The sequence below is a fragment of the Roseateles sp. FW305-36 genome (assembly GCF_058787015.1).
In genome coordinates, this window is record NZ_JBYSZK010000020.1 from 24,285 (window position 1) to 44,980 (window position 20,696).

The following is a 20,696-nucleotide window of genomic DNA, read 5'->3' on the forward strand; positions in this document are numbered from 1 at the left end:
GCCCCCAGTTCATTCCATTCACTGCCCCCCGAGGGGGCGCTCAACGCCCTACGGGCGGCCGGGCGGGCGTTGACATGGCCATCGTCCTCGGCAAACAAGCCCGCTGGCGCACCTTCAGCGCCCACGCGGTGATGTGGATCTTCATCGCCATCACCCTCTTCCCGCTGCTGGCCGTCGTGTCCATCTCGCTGCGCCCCGGCAACTTCGCCACGGGCAGCCTGATCCCGACCGAGATCAGCCTGGAGCACTGGAAGCTGGCGCTCGGCATTCCCTATCAGGCCGCCGATGGCAGCCTGGTGCAGCCGCCCTTCCCGGTACTGACCTGGCTGTGGAACTCCATCAAGATCGCCACGGCCTCGGCCTTCCTCATCGTCGCCATCTCGACGACCGCGGCCTACGCCTTCGCGCGGCTGAAGTTCAGCTTCAGCAAGCCGGTGCTCAACGGCATGCTGCTGCTGCAGATGTTCCCGCCGGTGCTGGCCCTGGTGGCGATCTTTGCCATCTTCGAGACCATCGGCAACTACGTGCCGGCGCTCGGCGTCGAGACCCACGCCGGCCTGGTGCTGGCCTACCTCGGCGGCATCGCGACGCACGTCTGGACCATCAAGGGCTACTTCGAGACCATCCCCGTCGAGATCGAGGAGAACGCCAAGGTCGACGGCGCCACGCACTGGCAGGCCTTCTCGCGCGTGCTGCTGCCCATGGCCGTGCCCATCCTGATGGTGGTCTTCGTGCTGGCCTTCATCGGCACCATCATCGAGTACCCGGTCGCCTCCATCCTGCTGCGCGAAGAGGGAAATCTGACCCTGGCCGTCGGCTCCAAATACTTCCTGCACGACCAGCGCTTCCTGTGGGGCGACTTCGCGGCCGCGGCCGTGCTGTCGGGCCTGCCCATCACCCTGGTCTTCCTGCTGGCCCAGCGCTGGATCGTCTCCGGTCTGACCGCCGGCGGCGTGAAGGGATGAAACGCGCCCTCGCCGCGGCAGGCCTGGTTCTGCTCGGCACCCTGTCGGCCCAGGCCGGCCCCTACGAGGACCGCGAACGCGACTGGCGCAATGGCGCCGTCGTTTACCAGATCATCGTGGACCGCTTCGCGCCGTCGCAGAACCTCGAGGCCAAGCGCGCTCTCTATCCCGCGCCGAAGCGGCTGCGCGCCTGGAGCGAGGTGCCGACGCCCGGCCCCTACCTCGAGGCGGAAAAGCTGTCGGCCCACGAGCTGGACTTCTGGGGCGGCGACCTCGCCAGCGCCACAAGCAGGCTCGATCACGTCCAGCAGCTCGGCGCGGACGTGCTCTACATCAACCCCATCCATCACGCCTACACCAACCACAAATACGACGCGCTGGACTTCAAGGCCATCTCGCCGGAGTACGGCAGCCGCGAGGACTTCAAGCGCCTGGCCGCCGAGGCCCACCGCCGCGGGCTCAAGGTCGTGCTGGACGGCGTCTTCAATCACATGGGCCGCAATGCGCCGGCCTTCAAGGCCGCGATGGCCGACGCGAAGAGCCCCTGGCGCGAGTGGTTCGCCATCGACCCGCAGTACGCTGGCGGCGCACGGGTCTGGACGGGCTTCCAGAACCTGCCGGAGCTCAACCTCGAATCGCCCGCCGTGCGCCGCTATCTCTACGAAGCACCGGACTCCGTCGTGCGCAGCTATCTGCGTGACGGCGCCGACGGCTGGCGGCTGGACACGGCCTTCGAGCTCGGCCCGACGTATCTCGCGGCGTTGACGAAGTCCGCTCATACCCAGAAGCCCGGCTCGCTCGTCGTCGGCGAGATCGTCAACTACCCCGGCGACTGGCTGAAGTCCATCGACGCGGTCATGAACTTCACGCTGCGCCAGATCATCAACGGCACCGCCGGTGGCGAACTGGACGGGCCGATGGCCGGCCGAATGATCGACCGCATGGTGCGTGATGCCGGCATCGAGCCCATGCTCAAGTCCTGGATCGTCATCGACAACCACGACATCCCGCGCATCGCCAGCCAGTTCCCCGACACCGCGCAGCGCCGCTTCGTGCAGGCCCTGCAGTTCACGCTGCCCGGCGCACCCAATGTCTACTACGGCGTCGAGGTCGGCATGGCCGGCGGCATCGACCCCGAGAACCGCGGTCCGATGCGCTGGGACCTGGCCACCGACGGCAACCCCGAGACCGTCTGGGTGCGCAAGCTGATAGCCCTGCACAAGTCCCACCGCGCCCTGCGCGTCGGCGACTTCCGCCTCGTCGAATCGGCCCGGCTGCTCGCCTTCGAGCGCTACACCGACAAGGCACTGGACACCCTGATCGTCGTCGCCAACCCGTCGGACCGGCCCGTTCGCGACCGCCTCATGGTGGCGAACTGGGCGCTGATGGACGACACCCCGCTGCAGGATGTGCTCGGCCTGGTGCCGAACGCGGCGCCGTTGACCATCGGCTCCGGCTTCATCACGGTCGACGTGCCCGCGCACGGCGTGCTCGTGCTGCAACCCGTCCCGCGCGAGATGGGCGGCTACAACCGCTACAAGCGCGTGCACTGAAGCATCAACCCCATGGCCGCAGTCGCGGCATCACGGATCGCCATTCCATGTTCAAGTCACTCGCGCTCTGCGCCGCCCTGCTCGCGCTGGCGCCTGCCGCCCACGCCGCCGACTGCAAGCCCGCGCCTCTCGGCGACGCCACCCTCTATCTGCGCGGCGGCCTGAACAACTGGGCCGCCCAGGACGAGCAAGCCTTCGAATACCGCTGCGATGCCTACTACCTGAACCTGGCCGCCAAGGGCACGCAAGAGTTCAAGATCGCCGACGAGGACTGGACGGCCTCGCACACCTTCGGCGGCGACGCCAAGGGCAACCCGGCCCGCGGCGCCAGCGGCAACCTCAAGCGCGACTTCAGTGGCGAGCACGCGCTGCGTCTGGCCATCGCCGCGGACGGCGGCGCGACGCTCGCCGTCGGCCCCAAGACCTTCAAGCCCGCGCCGCCCCGGGCCATCACCGACAAGGCCGCGCTGAGCACCCGCTTCGACTCGCGCACCGAGGAGTTCAAGTCGCCCTTCGGCGCCCAACCCCAAGGCCGCGAAATCCGCTTCTACGTCGGCAACGACGTGCCCGGCCTCAAGCGCGCCACCCTCGTCATCGAACGCCGCCGCATGACCGGCAACCAGGAGCAGCTGGCCTACGAGCCACTGACCCGCATCGCGATGACGCCCGAGCCGCGCGGCCTGGGCACCGGCTTCGCCACCCGCTACCGCTTCGACGAGGTCGGCGTCTTCGGCTACTGGTTCGAGATCGAGACCGACCAGGGCCAATACGCGCTGCAGAACAACAAGGACAGCGTCTACTGGACGCGCGAGAAGGGTTCCATGGGCCCGGCCACCGTCGAGCGCCTGCCGGGCAACCTGAACCGCGTGCGCCGCTACCGCCAGACCGTCTACGCGCCCGACTTCAAGGTGCCGGACTGGGCCCGGGACATCGTCTACTACTACGTCTTCCCCGAGCGCTTCCGCAACGGCGACAAGAGCAACGACCCGCGCCCTGGCGGCGGCCGGCCCCAGGACCGCTACCAGGATCGCGACGTCGAGCGCCACGCGAAGTGGAACGAGAAGCCCTTCAAGCCGGGCACGGGCGACGGCTCCGACAACCTCTACAACAACGACTTCTTCGGCGGCGACCTGGCCGGCATCACGAGCAAGCTCGACTACATCAAGAGCCTGGGCGCCAACGCCCTCTATCTGACGCCGGTCTTCCGCGCCCCCAGCAACCACAAATACGACGCGGCCGACTACAAGAACATCGACCCGGCCTTTGGCACGAATGCCGACTTCGAGCGCCTCTGCGCGGAAGCCGCCAGGCGCGGCATCCGCGTCATCCCGGACACCTCGCTGAACCACGTCGGCGCCGACTCCCCCTACTTCAATCGCTACGGCAACTTCCCCGCCGGCGGCGCCTTCGACAACGGCAAGCCCAACCCGACCTCGCCCTACTACGGCTGGTTCAAGTTCAAGCCCGACGAGACCGACCCGAGCAAGCAGTACCAGGGCTGGGTGGGCGTGAGCGACCTGCCGGAGATTGACAAGAACAACCCGTCCTTCCGTGCCTATGCCTACCGCGACAAGGACTCGGTCACCGACCTCTGGCTGGACCGCGGCGCGGCCGGCTGGCGCATGGACGTGGCGCCCTGGGTGCCTGACGATTTCTGGCGCGAGTGGCGCCAGGCCGTGAAGGCCAAGAAGCCCGATGCGCTGACGGTGGCCGAGACCTGGTTCGACAGCTCGAAATATCTCCTCGGAGACATGTTCGACAGCACGATGAACTACATCTTCCGCAACGCCGTGCTGGACTACGCCGCCGGCAAGAGCGGCAAGCTGATGGCTGCCAACCTCGAGCTGATGCGCGAGGCTTATCCGCCCCAGGCCTTCTCGGCGCTGATGAACCTGCTGTCCACCCACGACCAGCCGCGCGCCCTGCATCACTTCGGCGAAGACCAGGATCTCCGGCTCGCCAAGCAGCGCCTGCGCCTGGCCGTCTTCTTCCAGATGACCTACCCCGGCTCGCCCACCATCTACTACGGCGACGAGGTGGGCCTGGGCGGTGGCGATGACCCCTACAACCGCGCGCCCTATCCCTGGGCCGACGAAGGCGGCCAACCCGACGAAGCCCTGCTGGCCGACTTCAAGCGGCTGACGACGTTGCGCCACGACCTGCCCGTGCTGCGCCACGGCACGCTGAGTGCGCCGCTGTACGTCGATGAGCACGTCGTCGTGCTGGCCCGCCAGGACGGCAAGACCTGGGCCATCACCGCCACCAACAACAGCACGACCGCCAAGACGGTCAGCTTCTTTGCACCCGTCGAATCCAGCACGCTGCGCGACGCCCTCGGCGGCGCAGCCGTCACCGTCAAGAACCACGAAATCCAGCTGACCGTGCCGCCCCTGTTCGGCCGCGTCCTCATCACCCCATGATCCTCAATCCCCTCGGCCACACCGGCCTCCAGGTGTCCGCCCTCGGCTTCGGCGCCATGCACATCAACGACGAGCGCACCACCGAAGCCGAGGCCGGCGCCCTGCTCAACCATGTGCTCGACCAAGGCATCAACCTCGTCGACACCGCCCGCGGCTATGGCCTGAGCGAAGAGCGCATCGGCCGCCACATCGCCCATCGCCGCGACGACTTCGTGCTGTCCACCAAGGTCGGCTACGGCGTCGAAGGCCTGCCCGACTGGACCTATGACTGCATCGTGGCCGGCGTCGAGCGCGCGCTGAAGCTGATGAAGACCGATTGGCTCGACATCGTCCACCTGCACTCCTGCCCGCTGCCGGTGCTGCAGCAGGGCGACGTCGCCCGGGCACTGAACGACTGCCGCCAGGCCGGCAAGCTGCGCGTGGCCGCCTACTCGGGCGACAACGACGAGATCGACTTCGCCATCAGCAGCGGCGCCTTCGGCAGCCTGCAGACTTCCATCAGCGTCTGCGACCAGGCCCACCTGAAGACCCGCGCCGCGCGGGCCGACCATGCCGGCATCGGTGTCATCGCCAAGCGCCCGCTGGCCGGCGCGGTCTGGCGCCACGCCGAACGCCCCAACGACTTTGCCGAAGGTCAGTACTGGGACCGCTTCAAGGCCATGGGCCTCCCCGGCGCCGAGGACTGGGCCGACGTCGCGCTGCGCTTCGCCGCTTTCCACACCGGCGCCGCCAGCGCCATCGTTGGCACGGCCAAGCCGGCCAACCTGCGCCGCAACCTCGATGCCATCGAGCGTGGCCCGCTGCCGGCCGAGCTGGTCGTCAGCATCCGCGCTGCCTTCGACCGCCACGGCGACGCATGGCCGGGCCTGATCTGACGCTGGACGCCCGGCGCCAGCAGGCCAACCTGGCCTTCATGGCCAGCGGCGCGGAGTTCGCGTTTGGCGACACGGCAGCCCTGCCCTTGCCGATCGCCGAATTGCAGGCGCTGGATGCCGACAGCCCCGACGTCGAGGCCGTCCACGATGGCGGCCTGACCGCCGAAGTGTTCTGCCTCCACCACGCCGGCCGCCACTGGGCCATCAAGCGGGCGCGCGCCGAATGCAGGGTGCGCAATCCCGACGGCGAGACCTCCTTTCTGAACGAGCTGCAACGCCACGCCGAGCTGGCGCCACTTGACCTGCCCGGCGTCATCGCGCCCGTCTACGGCTCGCTGCGCGACGGTCTGGTCGTGTCGCCATGGATAGCAGGTCGCCACCCCGGCGTGCTGGACGAGCGCCAGGCCCGTGCCCTGCTCGACACCGGCTGCGCGCTGATCGAGCACGGCTTCTTCGAGTGGGACTACAGCGCCGGCAATCTGCTCGACGATGGGCAGCGGCTCTGGCTCTACGACTTCGGCTACTGCTACCGTTTCGACCCGTTGACCCAGCTCAACAGCGCTGGCAACGGCCGCGACTGTCCGCAGTTCCATCTCGCCGAGCGCATCGAGGGCCGACATCTCTTCGGCGCCCTGCTCGATGCCGGCAGCGATGACGAGGCCCTGCCTCACTTCCTGGCCTTCAAGCGCCTCGCCATCGAGGCCTACGACGCCCTGGTTGAGCGGCTGGCCCGCCGGGGTGCGACATCCCTCGTGCTCAACCACTACCGCGGCCTCGCCGCGCACTGGCGCGACGAGCTGGCCCATGCACCGGCCCGCCTCTACCTGGCCGACGCCTGGCAGGCCCACAGCAGCGATCTCGAGGACGACCTGCGCGGCCGCAGCTGCACGCAACGCACGCTGCGCCGCGCCCAGTGGCTGCAGCGCACGTTCCGCGAGCACGGTGCCAGCCTGCGCGCCAGCGGCGCCCTCGCGCCTGCGGACGCGAAACTGAGCGACGCCACCCTGCTCGCCTGCCTGTACGAACGCGAGCTCGAAGCCCGCCATCATCAGCTCCGAGCCCAGGGATAACCCGACATTGCGCCGGCTGCCTCATGATGGCGGCCGATGCCCGTCATCTTTCCGCCGACACGCCGCCGCGCCCTGCTGAGCCTGCCCCTGCTGCTGGCGGCCCGGCCGCTGTTGGCCCAGCCCGGCGAGCCGGTGCGCCTGCCGCGCCACATCACCATGCCCGACCCGCAGCTGGTCTATGTGCGCCGCATCGTCGAGCTGGCCCTGAACCGCACGGGCAACCGCCTGGCCATCCAGCCGGTGGACCTGGACATGACCCAGGGCCGCACCCTCGTCGAGCTGGCGGCCGGCCACGCCCCCATCGACCTGATGTGGACGATGACCGACACCCAGCGCGAATCCAGCGGCCTGCTGCCGGTGCGTATCCCCATCGACCGCGGCCTGCTGGGCTGGCGGCTGCTGCTGGTGCGCCGCAGCGAGCTGGCGCAGTGGCAGAAGGTGCGCACGCTGAAGGACCTGGGCCAGCGCCTTGCCGGCCAGGGCCATGACTGGCCGGACACGGCCATCCTGCGTGCCAACGGCCTGCAGGTGGGTACCAGCAGCGTCTACGACGCCCTGTTCCGCATGCTGGCGGCCGGCCGCATCGACTACTTCCCGCGCTCCATCCTCGAGATCGACGCCGAGATGGCCGGCGGCCGCTACCCCGAACTGGCCATTGCGCCCGACCTGATGCTGCACTACCCGGCGGCGGCCTATCTCTTCGTCAGCCCCGGCCGCCCCGAGCTCGCCGCCGAGCTGAAGACCGGACTGGAGGCGGCAGTGGCCGACGGCAGCTTCCAGCGCCTGCATCGCGAGTTCTACGGCGCCGTGCTCAAGGCCCACCCGATCGCGCCGGACCGCGTGCTGAAGCTGAGCAACCCGCTGCTGCCGCCCGAGACGCCGGTGAACCGCCGCGAGCTGTGGATGCAGCCGGGCGAGAGCTGAGCCGCCTCGCGGTCAGCTCATCCGCAGCAGGCGGTCCGCCTCTTCGCGCCGCGCGTCCTCGATCTCGCGCAGCACGGCCGACAGGTCCACCTCGCCGGGCCTGTGTTCATAGCGCCCCGTCAGCGGCGTGTCGGGCAGCAGGCGGCCGGCGGCATAGAGGGCCCAGATCTCGGGGCCGTACTGCGTGGCCAGCAGGGCCGGCGCATGCTGGCCGAAGAAGTTGCGCAGGTTGTCCACATCCCGCAGCAGCATGCGTGGCGCGTGGTTGTTGCCGGCGGCATCCACGGCCTGCGGCAGGTCGATGATGACCGGGCCGTCGGCGGCCAGCAGCACATTGAACTCGGACAGGTCGCCATGGATGACGCCGGCGCAGAGCATGCGCACCACCTCGCCGATCAGCGTCGCATGATGCTGGCTTGCCTCGTCCTCGCTGAAGGTCAGATCGTTCAGGCGCGGTGCCGCGTCGCCGTCCTCGTCGGCCACCAGTTCCATCAACAGCACGCCGTCGTGGAAGTTGTCCGGTCGCGGCACGCGCACGCCCGCAGCGGCCAGGCGGTAGAGGGCATCGACCTCGGCACTCTGCCACGCGGCTTCCTGCTGCTGGCGGCCATAGGCGGTGCGCTTGCTCATCGCGCGCGCCTGGCGGCTGTTGCGCACCTTGCGGTTCTCGGTGTAGTCGACGGCCTGGCGGAAGCCCCGCTTGTTGGCCTCCTTGTAGACCTTGGCGGCGCAGGTGTCGTCGCCGCAGCGCACGACATAGACATCGGCTTCCTTGCCGCTCTTCAACTGGCGCACGACGCTGTCGATCAGGCCTTCTTCAATCAATGCCTGCAGGCGGGCGGGTGCTTTCATCGACCGATTGTCGGTGCGCCGCGCCAACGGCTGCCGCGACAACCACCAGCTCCACCTGCAGACCGGGCGCCAGGCCGGACTGGAAGCAGGCCCGCTGCGGCCAATGCTCGGGATCGGGGCCTATCCAGGCCTGCCACTGCCGGTCGAAGGCGTCGCGGTTGGCGATGTCGGTGAGGATGACCTGCAGCGACAGCAGATGCGTGCGCGCCGAGCCCGCTTCGGCCAGATGCGCGTCCAGCATCTGCAGGCTCTGGCTGACCTGGGCCTCGAAGCCCGCCGCCGGGTCGCTTGCATTGGCCACCGTCCAGACCAGGCCGCCACAGGCGACCGTGCGGCTGCGGCCCCTGCCGTTGATGGGCCAGCGTTCAATCACGGGCCAGCCCCGGCAGGCGGCCCGACAGCGGTGGCAGGCGGCTCGAGCCCCCCACCAGGCGCTGGTCGTGGCGATAGTCCTCATGCGCCTCGACTCGCCAATCGCGCCCGAATTGCCGGGCGAGCGCGCGGGCCAGCTCGTCGAAGCGCCAGCCCTCTTCGGCGTTGCTGTCCAGATGGTGCACGCCGGGCAGCGGCCGCTCGATCAGCGCCAGCAACGCGGCGGCCGTGTCGGCCATGAAGCTGCAGGCCGGCGTCCAGGCATGGCTCGCCGCCACGCGGCCCTCGCGCTTGTGCCAGTCGTCCAGCGCCATCAGCATGTTGTTGCCCCGCTGGGTGGGGTCGATCTGCCAGCCGATGCGCGCAATGACGGGCGTCTCGCTGGCCAGCAGGATGGCGTCATCGCAGTCGGCCTTGTAGCGGCCGTAGTCGTCCTTGGCCGTGCGCGGGTCGGCCACGTCATGCGGACCGTCGGGACGATGGTCGAAGACCATGGCCGTGCTGGTGAACAGCAGGTTGTGGCAGCGCGCCGCCAGCCAGCCGGCGAAGCGGGCCGAGCCCATGCCCAGGTGGGCCACGGCGTCCACGGACTGGGCCGACAGCCAGGCCGCGGCCAGGGCTTCGTCGTCCGGATTCACGGCGCTGCGATCCCAGCCCACCACCTGATGCCCCGCCGCCCGGGCCGCTTCGGCGAGCCGCGGCGCCAGCGTGCCGTTGAGACCAGTGATGAGGATCTTCATGCCAGCGCCCAGACGGTGAGCACGCTGCGCAGCCAGTCGCCGCCACCCTGCTTCAGCACGGCCACGCCGCGGCTGGCCGGACCGGGGTAGATCACCTCGGTCAGCGCCACGCGGCCATCGTCAGAGAAGACTTCCACCGAGCAGCGGTCCACGATGACGCGCAGCGCCAGCCGCCCGCGTGCGCCATCCCAGGCCTGCTCGCGCCGGCCCTGCCAATGCGCCGCATCGGGCAGCTGGCCGCTGGCGCTGCGATCGATCCAGACCCTACCGCGGCGATGGTCGATGCCGACACGCGTGAACTCGCCGCCCGGCCCACAACGCAGGTCCAGCGTCGATGCCTCGGCCTCGCCCGGATCCAGCTCCCAGTGCACTTCGATGACGTCGCCGGCGGCATCGACGAGGCCGGCGCCGACGAGGTGGCGCGGCTCGCCGCGCAGTGCTCCGGTGGACACCGGCGACTGCAGCAGGCGCCAGCCCTCGGGCGTCTGCGCCAGCGCCAGCTCGCGCGGCAGGCTCATGGCCCCGCGCCAGGGCGCCGTGGGCGTGTGCTTGGCGTAGGCATGCTGGTTCATCCACGCCAGCCACACCGGCGCGCGCCCGGCAGGCAGGCCGGCGAAGGACAGGGCCGCGTAGAAATCGCTGCCGTGGTCGGCCCAGAAGGCCTCGCCCTCGGCCGTGAAACGATCGCCGTCGAAGCGGCCGACCCAGCACTGGGCGCCGCTGCCGGCGGGATGGCCCTCGAAGGTGTCGACCTTCAGCAGCCAGCGGTCCTGGGCCGGGAAATGGATGAGATCAGGGCACTCCCAGATCGCGACGGCGCAGCCCGTCGGGCCGAATTGGCTCAGCGGCGTCCAGCGGCGCAGGTTGGCGCTGGCGTAAAAGGCCACGCGGCGCTCCTCCGGCAGCACGACGGCCATGATCCAGCGGCTGGTGGCCTGATGCCAGAACACCTTGGGATCACGGAACTCGCGCAGGCCCAGGTCCAGCACCGGGTTGCCGGCGTACTTGGTCCAGCTCAGGCCGCGGTCCAGGCTCCAGGCCAGTTCCTGGGCCTGGCCACCCTCGGGCCTGCGCAGGCAGCCCGTATAGCAGGCCACCCAGGCGCCGGCGCCGAAGCCGGCCGTGTCGTGCTCGTCGATGACGATGGAGCCCGAGAAGATGGAGGCCCGTTCGTCCTCGGCAATGGCCAGGGGCAGCTCGGTCCAGTTCAGCAGGTCGGGGCTGCTGGCATGGCCCCAGCTCATATGGCCCCATTCGTCGCTGAAGGGGTTGTGCTGGAAGAACAGGTGGTAGAGGCCCGTGGCCGCGTCGAAGACCAGACCGTTGGGGTCGTTGATCCAGTTCCGCCGCGGCGCGAAATGGAGGCGCGGGCGGAAAGCTTCGCTCATGCGACGGACCAGCCCCAGGCCGGCAGGGTCTTGCCGCCGAACAGCTGCGGCGACTTCGACAGATTGACGGCCACGCTCACGGCGTCGCTGCCCAGGCGGCGCTCGAAGGCGACGACATCGGCAGGCGCCTCCAGCAATTTGACCGGCGCGCCGTACTGGCCGGCGGCCAGGGCCGGGTGCTTGTGCTTGAGGGCGACGAGGCCGGCGTAGAAGTCGCTCAGCTCATAGGTCTTCCAGGCGATGGGGTCCTTCTCGAAGAACTCCAGCTTTTTCGTCAGGCGCGACTCCTGGCCGTTGTAGATCAGCGGCATGCCCGGCAGCGTGAAGCTCAGCACCGCGAGCGCCTGGTAGGCGTCGCCATAGAGATCGGCGTCGGTGCCATGCCAGGAATTGAAGTCGTGGTTGCTGGTGAAGCGCATGCGGTAGGCATGGGCGGGGTAGCCCGCCGGCTGCTTGTCCAGCCATTCACGCAGCAGGGGAGCCCCCGCCTCGCCCTTGCCGATCTTCTTGAAGACCTGGTCGGCCAGGTCCCAGGAATAGGTCATGTCGAAGGCGCCGCTGGTGTGCAGGTCGATGGCGTCGGACTCGGCCAGCATGAACATGGGCTTGACCGCATCCAGTTCCTTGCGGGCGCGCACCCAGAAGTCAACGGGCACCAGGCTGGCCACATCGCAGCGGAAGCCGTCGAGGCCGGTCTCGAGCACCCAGAATTTCATCGCGTCGATCATCGCCGCGCGCAGGCCCTCGCTCTTGTAGTTCAACGCGACGACGTCGTCCCAATGCTCTTCGCTGGGCTGGCCTTCGTTGAAGGTGACCGGATAGATCTCGCCCTTGGCATTGAGCTTGTACCAATCCTTGTGGGCCGTGGCCCAGGCATGGTCCCAGGCCGTGTGGTTGGCCACCCAATCGAGGATGACCTTGAAGCCCATCCGGTGGGCCTCGGCGACGAAGGCCTTGACATCGGCCAGCGTGCCGAACTCCGGGTTCACGGCCGTGTAGTCGCTGATCGAGTAATAGCTGCCCAGCGTGCCCTTGCGGTTGAGCTTGCCGATGGGCTGGACAGGCATCAGCCAGAGGATGCCCACGCCGAGCTTCTTCAGGCGCGGCAGGTCGGCCTGCACGGCCCTAAAGGTCCCCGCCTGCGAGTACTGACGGATGTTGATCTGGTAGATGACGGCCTGGCGGGACCAGGGCAGATGGGACATGTCTTGAGAGGCGCTCATGGCGGGCAACATGACGGAGGAGGCAGCTGCGGTCAGCACGGTGCGGCGGGTGGGCATGTGGTCCTATGGGTGTCAGGCGGCGGTACTGCAGTTCTTCGCAATGAACTCTTCATGCGAGGGCATCACCTCGACGCAGTTGGCGATGACCTCGCGCACGCCCTGCAGATAGGCTTCGGTCTCGCTGTCGTCGATCAGGTCGGCAAGCGGGTGATAGCCCTGTGCGCTGAGGTTCTGGCCGTGCATGACCTGCAGCCAGCCCACCTCGGCGAACAGTTCCGCGCCCTCACGCACGATGCGGCCGTTGCGTTGGTAGAGCTCAATCTTGGCAGCCAGCGTGTCGGGAATGGACATCTGGCGGCAATGGCGCCAGAACGCCGAGTCCTCGCGCTGGTTGACGTGATAGTGCAGGATCAGGAAGTCGCGGATGCGCTCGTACTCGAAGCGCGAGAGCCGGTTGTACTCGTCGATGTCGGCCTGGTCGAAACCGGTCGAGGGGAAGAAATCGATGAGCCGCGCGATGGCCGTCTGCACCAGGTGGATGCTGGTCGACTCCAGCGGCTCCATGAAGCCGCTGGCCAGGCCCATGGAGACCACATTGCGGTTCCAGGACTGGCGGCGCATGCCAGTGGTGAACTTCAGCATGCGCGGCTGGGCCAGCGGCTTGCCATCGAGGTTGTCGAGCAGGATGCGCTCGGCCTCGGCCTCCTCCATGAAGCGGCTGCAGAACACATGGCCGTTGCCAATGCGGTGCTGCAGCGGGATGCGCCACTGCCAGCCGGCGGTGTGGGCGGTGGCGCGCGTATAGGGCAGTAGTTGCGCCGAGCTTTCACAGGGCACGGCGATGGCGCGGTCGCAAGGCAGCCATTGCGACCAGTCTTCGTAGCCCGTGTGCAGCACCTGCTCGATGAGCAGGCCTCGGAAGCCCGAACAGTCGATGAAGAGGTCGCCGGCCACGGCGCGGCCGTCGGCCAGCAGCACCGACTCGACACGGCCGCTCAGGCCGCTGAGGCGTGCGTCGACGATGCGCCCCTCGACGCGCGTGACGCCACGGGCCTCCGCGTACTTGCGCAGGTAGCGGGCGTACAGCGAGGCGTCGAAATGAAACGCATAGGCGATCTCGGCCAGCGGCGAGTTGCCGGCATCCGTCACCGGCCGCATGAAGCGCCCGCGCGCCGCGGCGGCGCGGGTGATGGAGTAGTCGGCCAGGTCACCGGCCTTGCCTGCCTGGTTCAGCTTGCGCCAGTAGTGCTCGAAAGGCACGGTACCCAGGGCCTGGCCGATGCGGCCGAAGCCGTGCATATAGCGCTCGCCGACCTTGCCCCAGTTGACAAATTCGATGGCGAGCTTGAAGGTCGCCTGCGTCTCCCGCATGAACTCGTTCTCGTCGATCTCCAGCACCTGGTTGAAGCGCTGGATCATCGGGATGGTGGCCTCGCCGACGCCGACCGTGCCGATCTCTTCGGATTCGACGACGGTGACCTGGATCTTGTTTTTCAGCAGCTTGGATAGGGCCGCCGCGGTCATCCAGCCTGCCGTGCCGCCACCGACGACAACGACGTTGCGGATGAGACGTTGTGCTTCGTGCATGAATTCCCCGAAATGAAAAGGCCCCCGCCCGGACGATACCGAACAGGGGCCTTGCAAAGAACCTTTTCGGTGGTCAGAACTTGTAGTTCACGCCCATCAGATAGGTCTTGCCGTACTTGCGGTTCGTGGACGGGTCCAGACGCGACTGCTTGTACTCGGTGTAAGGCTCGTTGTTGACGTTGTTGGCTTGCAGCAGCAGCGTCAGGCCCTTGAGCCAGCCGTCCTGGAAGTTGTAGGACATCTGGGCGTCGGTCACGCGCTCGGCCTTGATGTAGATCAGCTGGCTGTCGCCGTACTGGTCGCTGATGGAGCCGACGAAGTCCGTGCGATAACGCTGGCCCACGCGCGCCTCGAAACCCCACTTCTCGAAGTACAGCGCCCAGCCGCGCGTTTCCTTGGACAGGCCCGGCATCGAGATCGAGGGCGTGGTCAGGCCGCTGTTGAAGCCGGAGCTCGGCAGCTGCAGCGAACTGTGGGTGCGCGAGTAGTTGCCCTGCACGCCGAAACCATCCAGCCAGCTGGTCACGATGTTCAGCGGCAGCGAGGCAGCCAGTTCCATGCCGCTGATGTTGCCACCGTCGCCGTTCACCGGCGCCGTGCGCAGGCCGACATTCGACAGCGGCTTGGGCGTGTTGGCGGTGATGTAGGGCGTGAAGTCGTAGGCCTGAGGCACGCGCAGGATGTAGGTGTTGAGCTTCTTGTAGAAGCCCGCCACGCTCACGTATGCCTGCTTGCCCCAGTACTTCTCATAGGACAGGTCCAGCGCCGTGGCTCGGAAGGGCTTCAGCTCCGGGTTGCCGCCGTTGCCGCTGATCACGTGGCTGGTGCCGTCGACGTTGAAGTCCAGGCTGGCGCGCATGTCGTCCAGCGTCGGGCGGGCCAACTGGCGAGCCAGGGCGAAGCGCAGCGTGTTGCCGTTGCCCAAGTCGCCGACCAGGTTCATGCTCGGCAGGAAGTCGTAGTACTTCTTGCCCAGCGTGTTGGTACCCAGGGCGCAGACGTCACCCGGGCAGGCTACGGTGCGGTCGGCGCTGAAGGCGGTCGAGCTCTGGTCGGTGTTCACCAACTGTGCACCCGCATTGCCGCGGACCGGGATGCCACCGAGGGTGGTGTCGATGCCGAACTTGGCGTAGGCGGTGGCGACCTTCTCGGTCACGACCCAGTTCTTGTTGGCGATGTCCGGCACCAGCTTGGAGGCGATGGTGTAGATGGAACCGACGGAGCCGTCCGGATTCCAGGCGACGTAAGGCGTGCCTGTCTGCGGACCCACGGCAGCCGTGCCACCCGGGACCGTGACGCCGGCGAACGGGTCGGTGGCGGCTGCCACCAGCAGACGGCCTTCCACGTAGGTGCGGGTCTTCTTGCGGTCGGAGTAGTTGAAACCCAGATCCATGTCGCTGAAGAAACCGCCGTCCAGGTTGCGCTTGGCGCTCACGCGGAAGGAGTTCAGCTTGTCGTCGGTGGCGGCCACCTTGGAATAGCCGGCCTGCGGCAGGTTCGGGCCACCGCCCCAGCCTTCCACGTCGGTCAGCTTGATCTTGTTGACGTCGTCCAGGGCGTAGGGGAAGGTGTACTTGGCGCTTTGCACGGCAGTGCCGTCAAAGCCGGTCCACGAGGCGCTGCCGCACAGCGCAGGGTTGGCCTTGCAGTTGCCCGTGAGGCCTGCTGTCGTTTCCAGGTGAGGCGCGTTGCGCTTGGCTTCGGACGTCGCCAGATCCAGCACGCCGGTCCAGTCGCCCATCACGAGCTGGTTGTTCCAGCCGATGGAGTGGACCTTGTCGTGGTTGGCGTTCACGTCATTGCGCGACACAGCCTTGAAGCCGTTGATCGAACCTGCGGTGATGACGCCACCGGTGACCGTCGTCGGCGTGACGGTCGTGCCACCGTAGTTCTGACCCCACTCGGGGTAGGCCGGCGCCAACGGAATCTGAGCGCCCTGTTCCAGTTGCGTCTGGTCGAACTTCGTGTAGAACACGTCCAGCGTGCTGTTGAAGTTCTTGTTGGGCTTGTACTGCAGCGTGCCCATGAAGGCATCGCGCTTCTGATCGCCGCTGTCCACCAGGTCGTTGAAGCCGCCAGGTGCCTTGCCCAGCGTCGCGACCGGGCAGTTGCCGCCCACGTTGGAGACCGGGCAGACGTTGTTCACGCCCCAGGAGCCGAAGTTCTGCTGAACGCCCAGCGTTTCCTTCAGACGCGCAAAGCCCAGGGCCACACCGAGGGTGCGGTCAGCGAATTGATCGATGTAGGCCAGGTTGATGCGCGAGCCATTACCGGCCGGCGTGCTCAGGCCCTTGCCCAGCTTTTCGTCGCGATAGTTCAGGACGATCTGGCGCGAGCTGAAGTTCAGCGGGCGGGCAGTCTCCATGTTGACCGTGGCCGACAGGCCCTGGCCCACAAGGCCGGCATCCGGCGTCTTGTACAGGGTGACGCCGCTCATCAGCTCCGACGGGTACTGGTCGTACTCGACATAACGGCTGTCGCCGGTGGAGACCTGCTCGCGGCCGTTCAGCAGCGAGGTGGCGAAGTCAGGCGCGAAGCCGCGCACGCTGATGCCAGAAGCCCGGCCCGTCGCCGCGTTGCGCTGGGCAGCAACGCCAGGCAGGCGGGCGATCGACTCGGCGATGCTGGTGTCGGGCAGCTTGCCGATGTCTTCGGCGGAAATAGCTTCAACGATGGAATCGCTGTTGCGCTTGACCGAGATGGCGTCCTCGATGCCCTTGCGGATGCCGGTGACGACGACCGTCTCCAGTGATTGCGGGGCTGCAGCCTGCTGCGCCATCGCGCCGGTCGCAGCGATCAGCAGCGTGCAGCCGACGGCGACCGGGCTGATGCGGAAGGACGCCGCGCTGCCCGACCCGCGCTTGTCTTGGCTCATGGTCATGAATGTCTCCTGTGGTTCATTGGAAAACGGTTGGCCCGAAGGACGCCGCCGGGGTTGTCGGCAGGCGTCTTGTGGGCGAGAACCCAACGTCTCGAACCGGTTTGTATCAAAACTAGATTTTTTTCCGCACCTGCGTAAACCCTAGACGTTGCGAAGAAGCGACCCGATTTCGACCAAAAACCAAGGGCAAACCCGCATGGAATTGATACTTGCGAGCATTTGCTCTGTTTGACAACCCCGTCAGAACTTCAATCTTGTAGCCCAACTACATCGTCAACCTAGGGATAACAACAGGGTCGTCGGGCGTGACGAAATGCGCAGAACAGGACGAGCGGCACCGCCCCGCAGGACAACTGGTATGCATGGCGGGCCCGGAAATGCCGAAGCCACGCCGACCGCACGAGGCGGTGGGCGTGGCTTCAGGAGGAAGGCCAGAAGGCGGCGCGCGATCGGCGCGCGGCGGCTCAGGCGTCGGTCTGCTCCAGCGCCAGGGAGGCACCGGACAACGCGGCCAGCGTGTCGGTGATGAGGGCCGTGGGAATGCCCGCCAGGAAGGACTGGAAGCGGCCCTTGGCCTCGAAGCGGCTGCGGAACTCCGACTGGAAGAAGCGCTCGCCCAGCCGCGGCACGATGCCGCCGCCGATGAAGACACCGCCGCGCGAACCCAGGGTCAGCGCCACGCTGCCGGCAAAGCCGCCCAGCATGGCGCAAAAGACGTCCAGGGTGCGCGAGCAGGCGGGCGACTCGCCCGACAGGCCGCGGGCGACGACCTGCTCGGTCGGCAGCGCGCTGACGTCCTCACCCTGCCCCAGCGCCGCCGCCACACAGCGGCACAGCGTCGGCAGGCCGATGCCCGACAGGAAGCGCTCGGCCGACACATGGGGAAACTCGCGGCGCGCGTGGCTGAGCACGGCGCTTTCGAAATCGTCGGCCGGCGCCAGCGTGGCGTGGCCACCTTCACCCGGCAGCGCCAGCCAGCGGCCCGGCGCGCGCACCACACCACCCACGCCCAGGCCGGTGCCCGGGCCGATGACGGCCATCACCGTGCCGACCGCCACATCGCCGGTCGACGGCGGCGGCGCGCCCCAGGCGCGCAACTGGTCGACGCGCAGCCGCGGCAGCGACAAGGCCTGAGCCTCGAAGTCATTCAGGCAAAGCAGCGTCTTCAGGCCCAGTTCGGCCTGGGTGCCGGCGCGCGAAAAGCTCCAGGCGCCATTGGTCAGCTCGATGCGATCGCCATCCAGGGCCGTGGCCAGTGCGAAGGCGGCACTCTGCGGCCTGGCCTTGCCGGCCGGCTGGCCCTCCAGATAGGCACGCACCGCCGCCGCCGGACCGGCATGGCCCGCCACCGGCAGCACCCGCACATCCTCCACCGGAGCGCCCGGGCCGGCCACCGTGCCGAAACGGGCATTGGTACCGCCGACGTCGGCCACCAGCCAGGGATAGGCGGCGCTCATGCCAGGACTCCCGAAACGGAGAAGAATGAAAGGCGGCGGATATTCAGGGGTCGGACGTAGGCAGACACAGGGCTGAAAAGGCTGAAATTGGGTCGGGGCGGACGGTAGCAAAACTACATCAAATCGACAATACAGCCTCACCCTGGGTTTCCGTTTTCTACCCCGAAAACGCTTTCAAAACCCGGCAACTGCGGCCTCGTCCTGGGGAAACTCGATTGCCGAGGGCCTGTAGTGAAGCTACAACCACTTTTCACACCAGCCCTCGCTGCCGAGACAGCCGACCGCCACCCGCGGGCCTGCTGATAATCGGCCGCCTTTTCTTCCCGGTTATCCGCCAGCGCCCATGCCCCGTTTCGACAGCCCCCGCCTGCTTGCCGATATTGGCGGCACCTATGCCCGTTTCACGCTGGAAATCGGCCCGGGTGAATTCACGCAGATGGCCTCGCTGCGCTGCGCCGACCACGCCGACTTCCACGCCGCCGTGCGCGCCTACCTGGCGGGCCTGAGCTGGCAGGACACGGGCGGCCCGCAGCAGATCGCCCACGCGGCCATCGCCATCGCCAACCCGGTCGAGGGCGACCGGGTGCGCATGACCAACTACCACTGGCAGTTCTCCATCGACGAGATGCGCCAGCGCCTGAGCCTGGACACCCTGGTCGTCGTCAACGACTTCACCGCCCTGGCCATGGCCCTGCCCCGCCTGGCCGAGGTGGACGTGCACCAGGTCGGCGGCGGCCAGGCGCGGCGACCCAGCGTCATCGGCCTGCTGGGCGCCGGCACGGGCCTGGGCGTCTCCGGCCTCATCCCCGCCGGCGAAGGCTGGATCGCGCTCGGCACCGAAGGCGGCCACGTCAACTTCGGCCCGCGCGACGAGCGGGAGATGGACATCCTGAAGTTCGCCTGGAAGACGCTGGACCATGTCTCCTACGAACGCCTGATCTCCGGCCCCGGCCTGGAGCTGATCTACAAGGCCCTGGCCGACCGCAACGGCGTGGCCGATGCCGAACCGCTGCTCGCTCCCGCCATCACCCAGCGCGCGCTGGAGGACGGCGACAAGCTCTGCCTGGAGACGCTGGAGGTCTTCTGCGGCCTGCTGGGCACCGCCGCGGCCAACCTGGCGGTGACGCTGGGCTCGCTGGGCGGCATCTATATCGGCGGCGGCATCGTGCCGCGCCTGGGCGAGTACTTCGACCGCAGCCCGTTTCGCGCCCGCTTCGAGGACAAGGGGCGCTTTCACGACTACGTGGCGGCCATCCCGACCTTCGTCATCACCGCCGAGCACGCCACCTTCAAGGGCGCGTCGGCCATCCTCGAGAACCAGCTGCGCAATCTGCAGGCCTCGCCCGGCTCGGCCATCCTCGGACAGATCCGCCGTGCCCGCAGCGAGCTGTCGCCCGCTGAGCTGCGTGTGGCCGACCTGGTGCTGGCCCAGCCGCGCTCGGTGCTCAACGACCCCATCGCCGAAATCGCCCGCGCCGCCGGCGTCAGCCAGCCCACCGTCATCCGCTTCTGCCGGTCGCTGGGCTGCGAGGGCCTGTCGGACTTCAAGCTGCGCCTGGCCTCGGGCCTGACCGGCACCGTGCCCGTCACCCACACCCAGGTCAACACCAACGACTCCATGCTGGAGCTGGGCGCCAAGGTGCTGGGCAACACGGCCAGCGCCATCCTGCAGGTGCGCAGCCACCTGAACCGCGACACCATCGACCGCGCCATCGACATGCTGCTGGGCGCCGGCCGCATCGAGTTCTTCGCCTTGGGCCACTACGGCGTCGTGGCCCAGGACGCCCAGTTCAAGTTCCTGCGCTTCGGCATGCCCTGCGGCGCCTACACCGACCCGCGCCTGCAGCTGCTGGCCGCCGACGTGCTGCGCGAGGGCGACGTGGCCGTCGTCATCAGCAGCGGCGGTCGCCTGCCCGAGCTGCTGTCGGTCGTCGAGAAGGCGCAGGAGCGCGGCGCCAAGGTGGTGGCCATCACGGCCAGCCAGAGCCCGCTGGCCAAGAAGGCCGACGTGACGCTGATCGTCGACCACATCGAGGACATCGCCACCCACCTGCCCATGGTCAGCCGCATCCTGCACCTGCTCGTCATCGACATCCTGGCCGTGGGCGTGGCCATGCGCCGCAACCCGGACAGCATCGCGGCCCTGTCGGCTGGCGGGCCGGAGGACGAGGACAGCAAGCCGGCGGCGGCGCCGGGCGTCAGCATGGCTTCGCCGCTGGCGCGGCTCACGTCACACAGCCGCTGAGCGTTGCGGGCGCAAGCCCTCTGGGCAGACTTTGCGCCTTGAAGGCGCAAGCCCTGACCCCGTGACTTTAGCCAAGGTGATATTCACTCGCGACGATGAGTGAACCGGAGCCTTGGCGCTCCATTCGACTGCTACGCTAGCCGA

15 protein-coding genes are annotated in these 20,696 nt (G+C 68.0%); 7 read left to right on the forward strand and 8 right to left on the reverse strand.

Translation table 11 applies throughout. The annotated features are described in order from the left end of the window. The first annotated feature begins 74 nt into the window (after window positions 1-74). From malG to AC3WOE_RS27280, 6 genes are read left to right on the forward strand one after another with little or no spacing between them, the layout of a single operon-like run. Entirely contained in the window at window positions 75-965 is an 891-nt protein-coding gene (gene malG, locus AC3WOE_RS27255) for a maltose ABC transporter permease MalG (RefSeq protein ID WP_439462883.1), read from the forward strand. Further along, the gene (locus AC3WOE_RS27260) at window positions 962-2,518 is read left to right on the forward strand and encodes an alpha-amylase family glycosyl hydrolase (RefSeq protein ID WP_492695053.1); all 1,557 of its coding nucleotides are present in this window, start codon (window positions 962-964) and stop codon (window positions 2,516-2,518) included. Before malG ends, AC3WOE_RS27260 begins: the two co-directional genes overlap by 4 nt. 47 nt (window positions 2,519-2,565) lie before the next feature. Beyond that, complete coding sequence (locus tag AC3WOE_RS27265; protein WP_492695055.1) at window positions 2,566-4,938, forward strand: glycoside hydrolase family 13 protein; 2,373 nt, start codon at window positions 2,566-2,568, stop codon at window positions 4,936-4,938. Next, window positions 4,935-5,813, forward strand: coding sequence for an aldo/keto reductase (locus tag AC3WOE_RS27270; protein ID WP_492695057.1), 879 nt, complete (start codon window positions 4,935-4,937; stop codon window positions 5,811-5,813). The genes AC3WOE_RS27265 and AC3WOE_RS27270 overlap by 4 nt, the downstream gene beginning before the upstream one ends. Further along, complete coding sequence (locus tag AC3WOE_RS27275; protein ID WP_492695059.1) at window positions 5,795-6,883, forward strand: hypothetical protein; 1,089 nt, start codon at window positions 5,795-5,797, stop codon at window positions 6,881-6,883. Before AC3WOE_RS27270 ends, AC3WOE_RS27275 begins: the two co-directional genes overlap by 19 nt. Before the next feature lie 36 nt (window positions 6,884-6,919). After that, window positions 6,920-7,807, forward strand: a complete 888-nt coding sequence (locus tag AC3WOE_RS27280; protein WP_492695061.1) for a hypothetical protein — start codon at window positions 6,920-6,922, stop codon at window positions 7,805-7,807. A gap of 12 nt (window positions 7,808-7,819) precedes the next feature. On the opposite strand, the gene AC3WOE_RS27285 is transcribed toward AC3WOE_RS27280, so the two are convergent. The 8 genes from AC3WOE_RS27285 to glk form a co-directional block, all read right to left on the reverse strand. Beyond that, complete coding sequence (locus AC3WOE_RS27285; RefSeq protein ID WP_492695063.1) at window positions 7,820-8,659, reverse strand: PA4780 family RIO1-like protein kinase; 840 nt, start codon at window positions 8,657-8,659, stop codon at window positions 7,820-7,822. Then, window positions 8,625-9,032 carry a Rid family hydrolase gene (locus tag AC3WOE_RS27290; protein WP_492695065.1) on the reverse strand — a complete coding sequence of 136 codons (408 nt, stop codon included), beginning with the start codon at window positions 9,030-9,032 and terminating at the stop codon, window positions 8,625-8,627. The genes AC3WOE_RS27285 and AC3WOE_RS27290 overlap by 35 nt, the downstream gene beginning before the upstream one ends. After that, window positions 9,025-9,771 (reverse strand): sugar nucleotide-binding protein, encoded by a 747-nt coding sequence (locus AC3WOE_RS27295; RefSeq protein ID WP_492695067.1) that lies wholly within the window; start codon window positions 9,769-9,771, stop codon window positions 9,025-9,027. The genes AC3WOE_RS27290 and AC3WOE_RS27295 overlap by 8 nt, the downstream gene beginning before the upstream one ends. After that, window positions 9,768-11,159, reverse strand: coding sequence for a glycoside hydrolase family 32 protein (locus AC3WOE_RS27300; RefSeq protein ID WP_492695069.1), 1,392 nt, complete (start codon window positions 11,157-11,159; stop codon window positions 9,768-9,770). Before AC3WOE_RS27300 ends, AC3WOE_RS27295 begins: the two co-directional genes overlap by 4 nt. Further along, a complete protein-coding gene (locus tag AC3WOE_RS27305; RefSeq protein ID WP_492695071.1) occupies window positions 11,156-12,382 on the reverse strand; it encodes an alpha-amylase family glycosyl hydrolase in 1,227 nt (408 codons plus the stop codon). The genes AC3WOE_RS27300 and AC3WOE_RS27305 overlap by 4 nt, the downstream gene beginning before the upstream one ends. Before the next feature lie 72 nt (window positions 12,383-12,454). Further along, window positions 12,455-13,969 carry a tryptophan halogenase family protein gene (locus AC3WOE_RS27310; protein ID WP_492695073.1) on the reverse strand — a complete coding sequence of 505 codons (1,515 nt, stop codon included), beginning with the start codon at window positions 13,967-13,969 and terminating at the stop codon, window positions 12,455-12,457. A gap of 73 nt (window positions 13,970-14,042) precedes the next feature. Then, entirely contained in the window at window positions 14,043-16,850 is a 2,808-nt protein-coding gene (locus AC3WOE_RS27315) for a TonB-dependent receptor (protein WP_492695075.1), read from the reverse strand. A gap of 464 nt (window positions 16,851-17,314) precedes the next feature. Continuing rightward, window positions 17,315-18,307, reverse strand: a complete 993-nt coding sequence (gene glk / locus AC3WOE_RS27320) for a glucokinase (protein ID WP_492695077.1) — start codon at window positions 18,305-18,307, stop codon at window positions 17,315-17,317. Between the two features lie 343 nt (window positions 18,308-18,650). On the opposite strand from glk, the gene AC3WOE_RS27325 reads away from it, so the two are divergent. Further along, the gene (locus AC3WOE_RS27325) at window positions 18,651-20,552 is read left to right on the forward strand and encodes a glucokinase (RefSeq protein ID WP_492695079.1); all 1,902 of its coding nucleotides are present in this window, start codon (window positions 18,651-18,653) and stop codon (window positions 20,550-20,552) included. Window positions 20,553-20,696 lie beyond the last annotated feature (144 nt).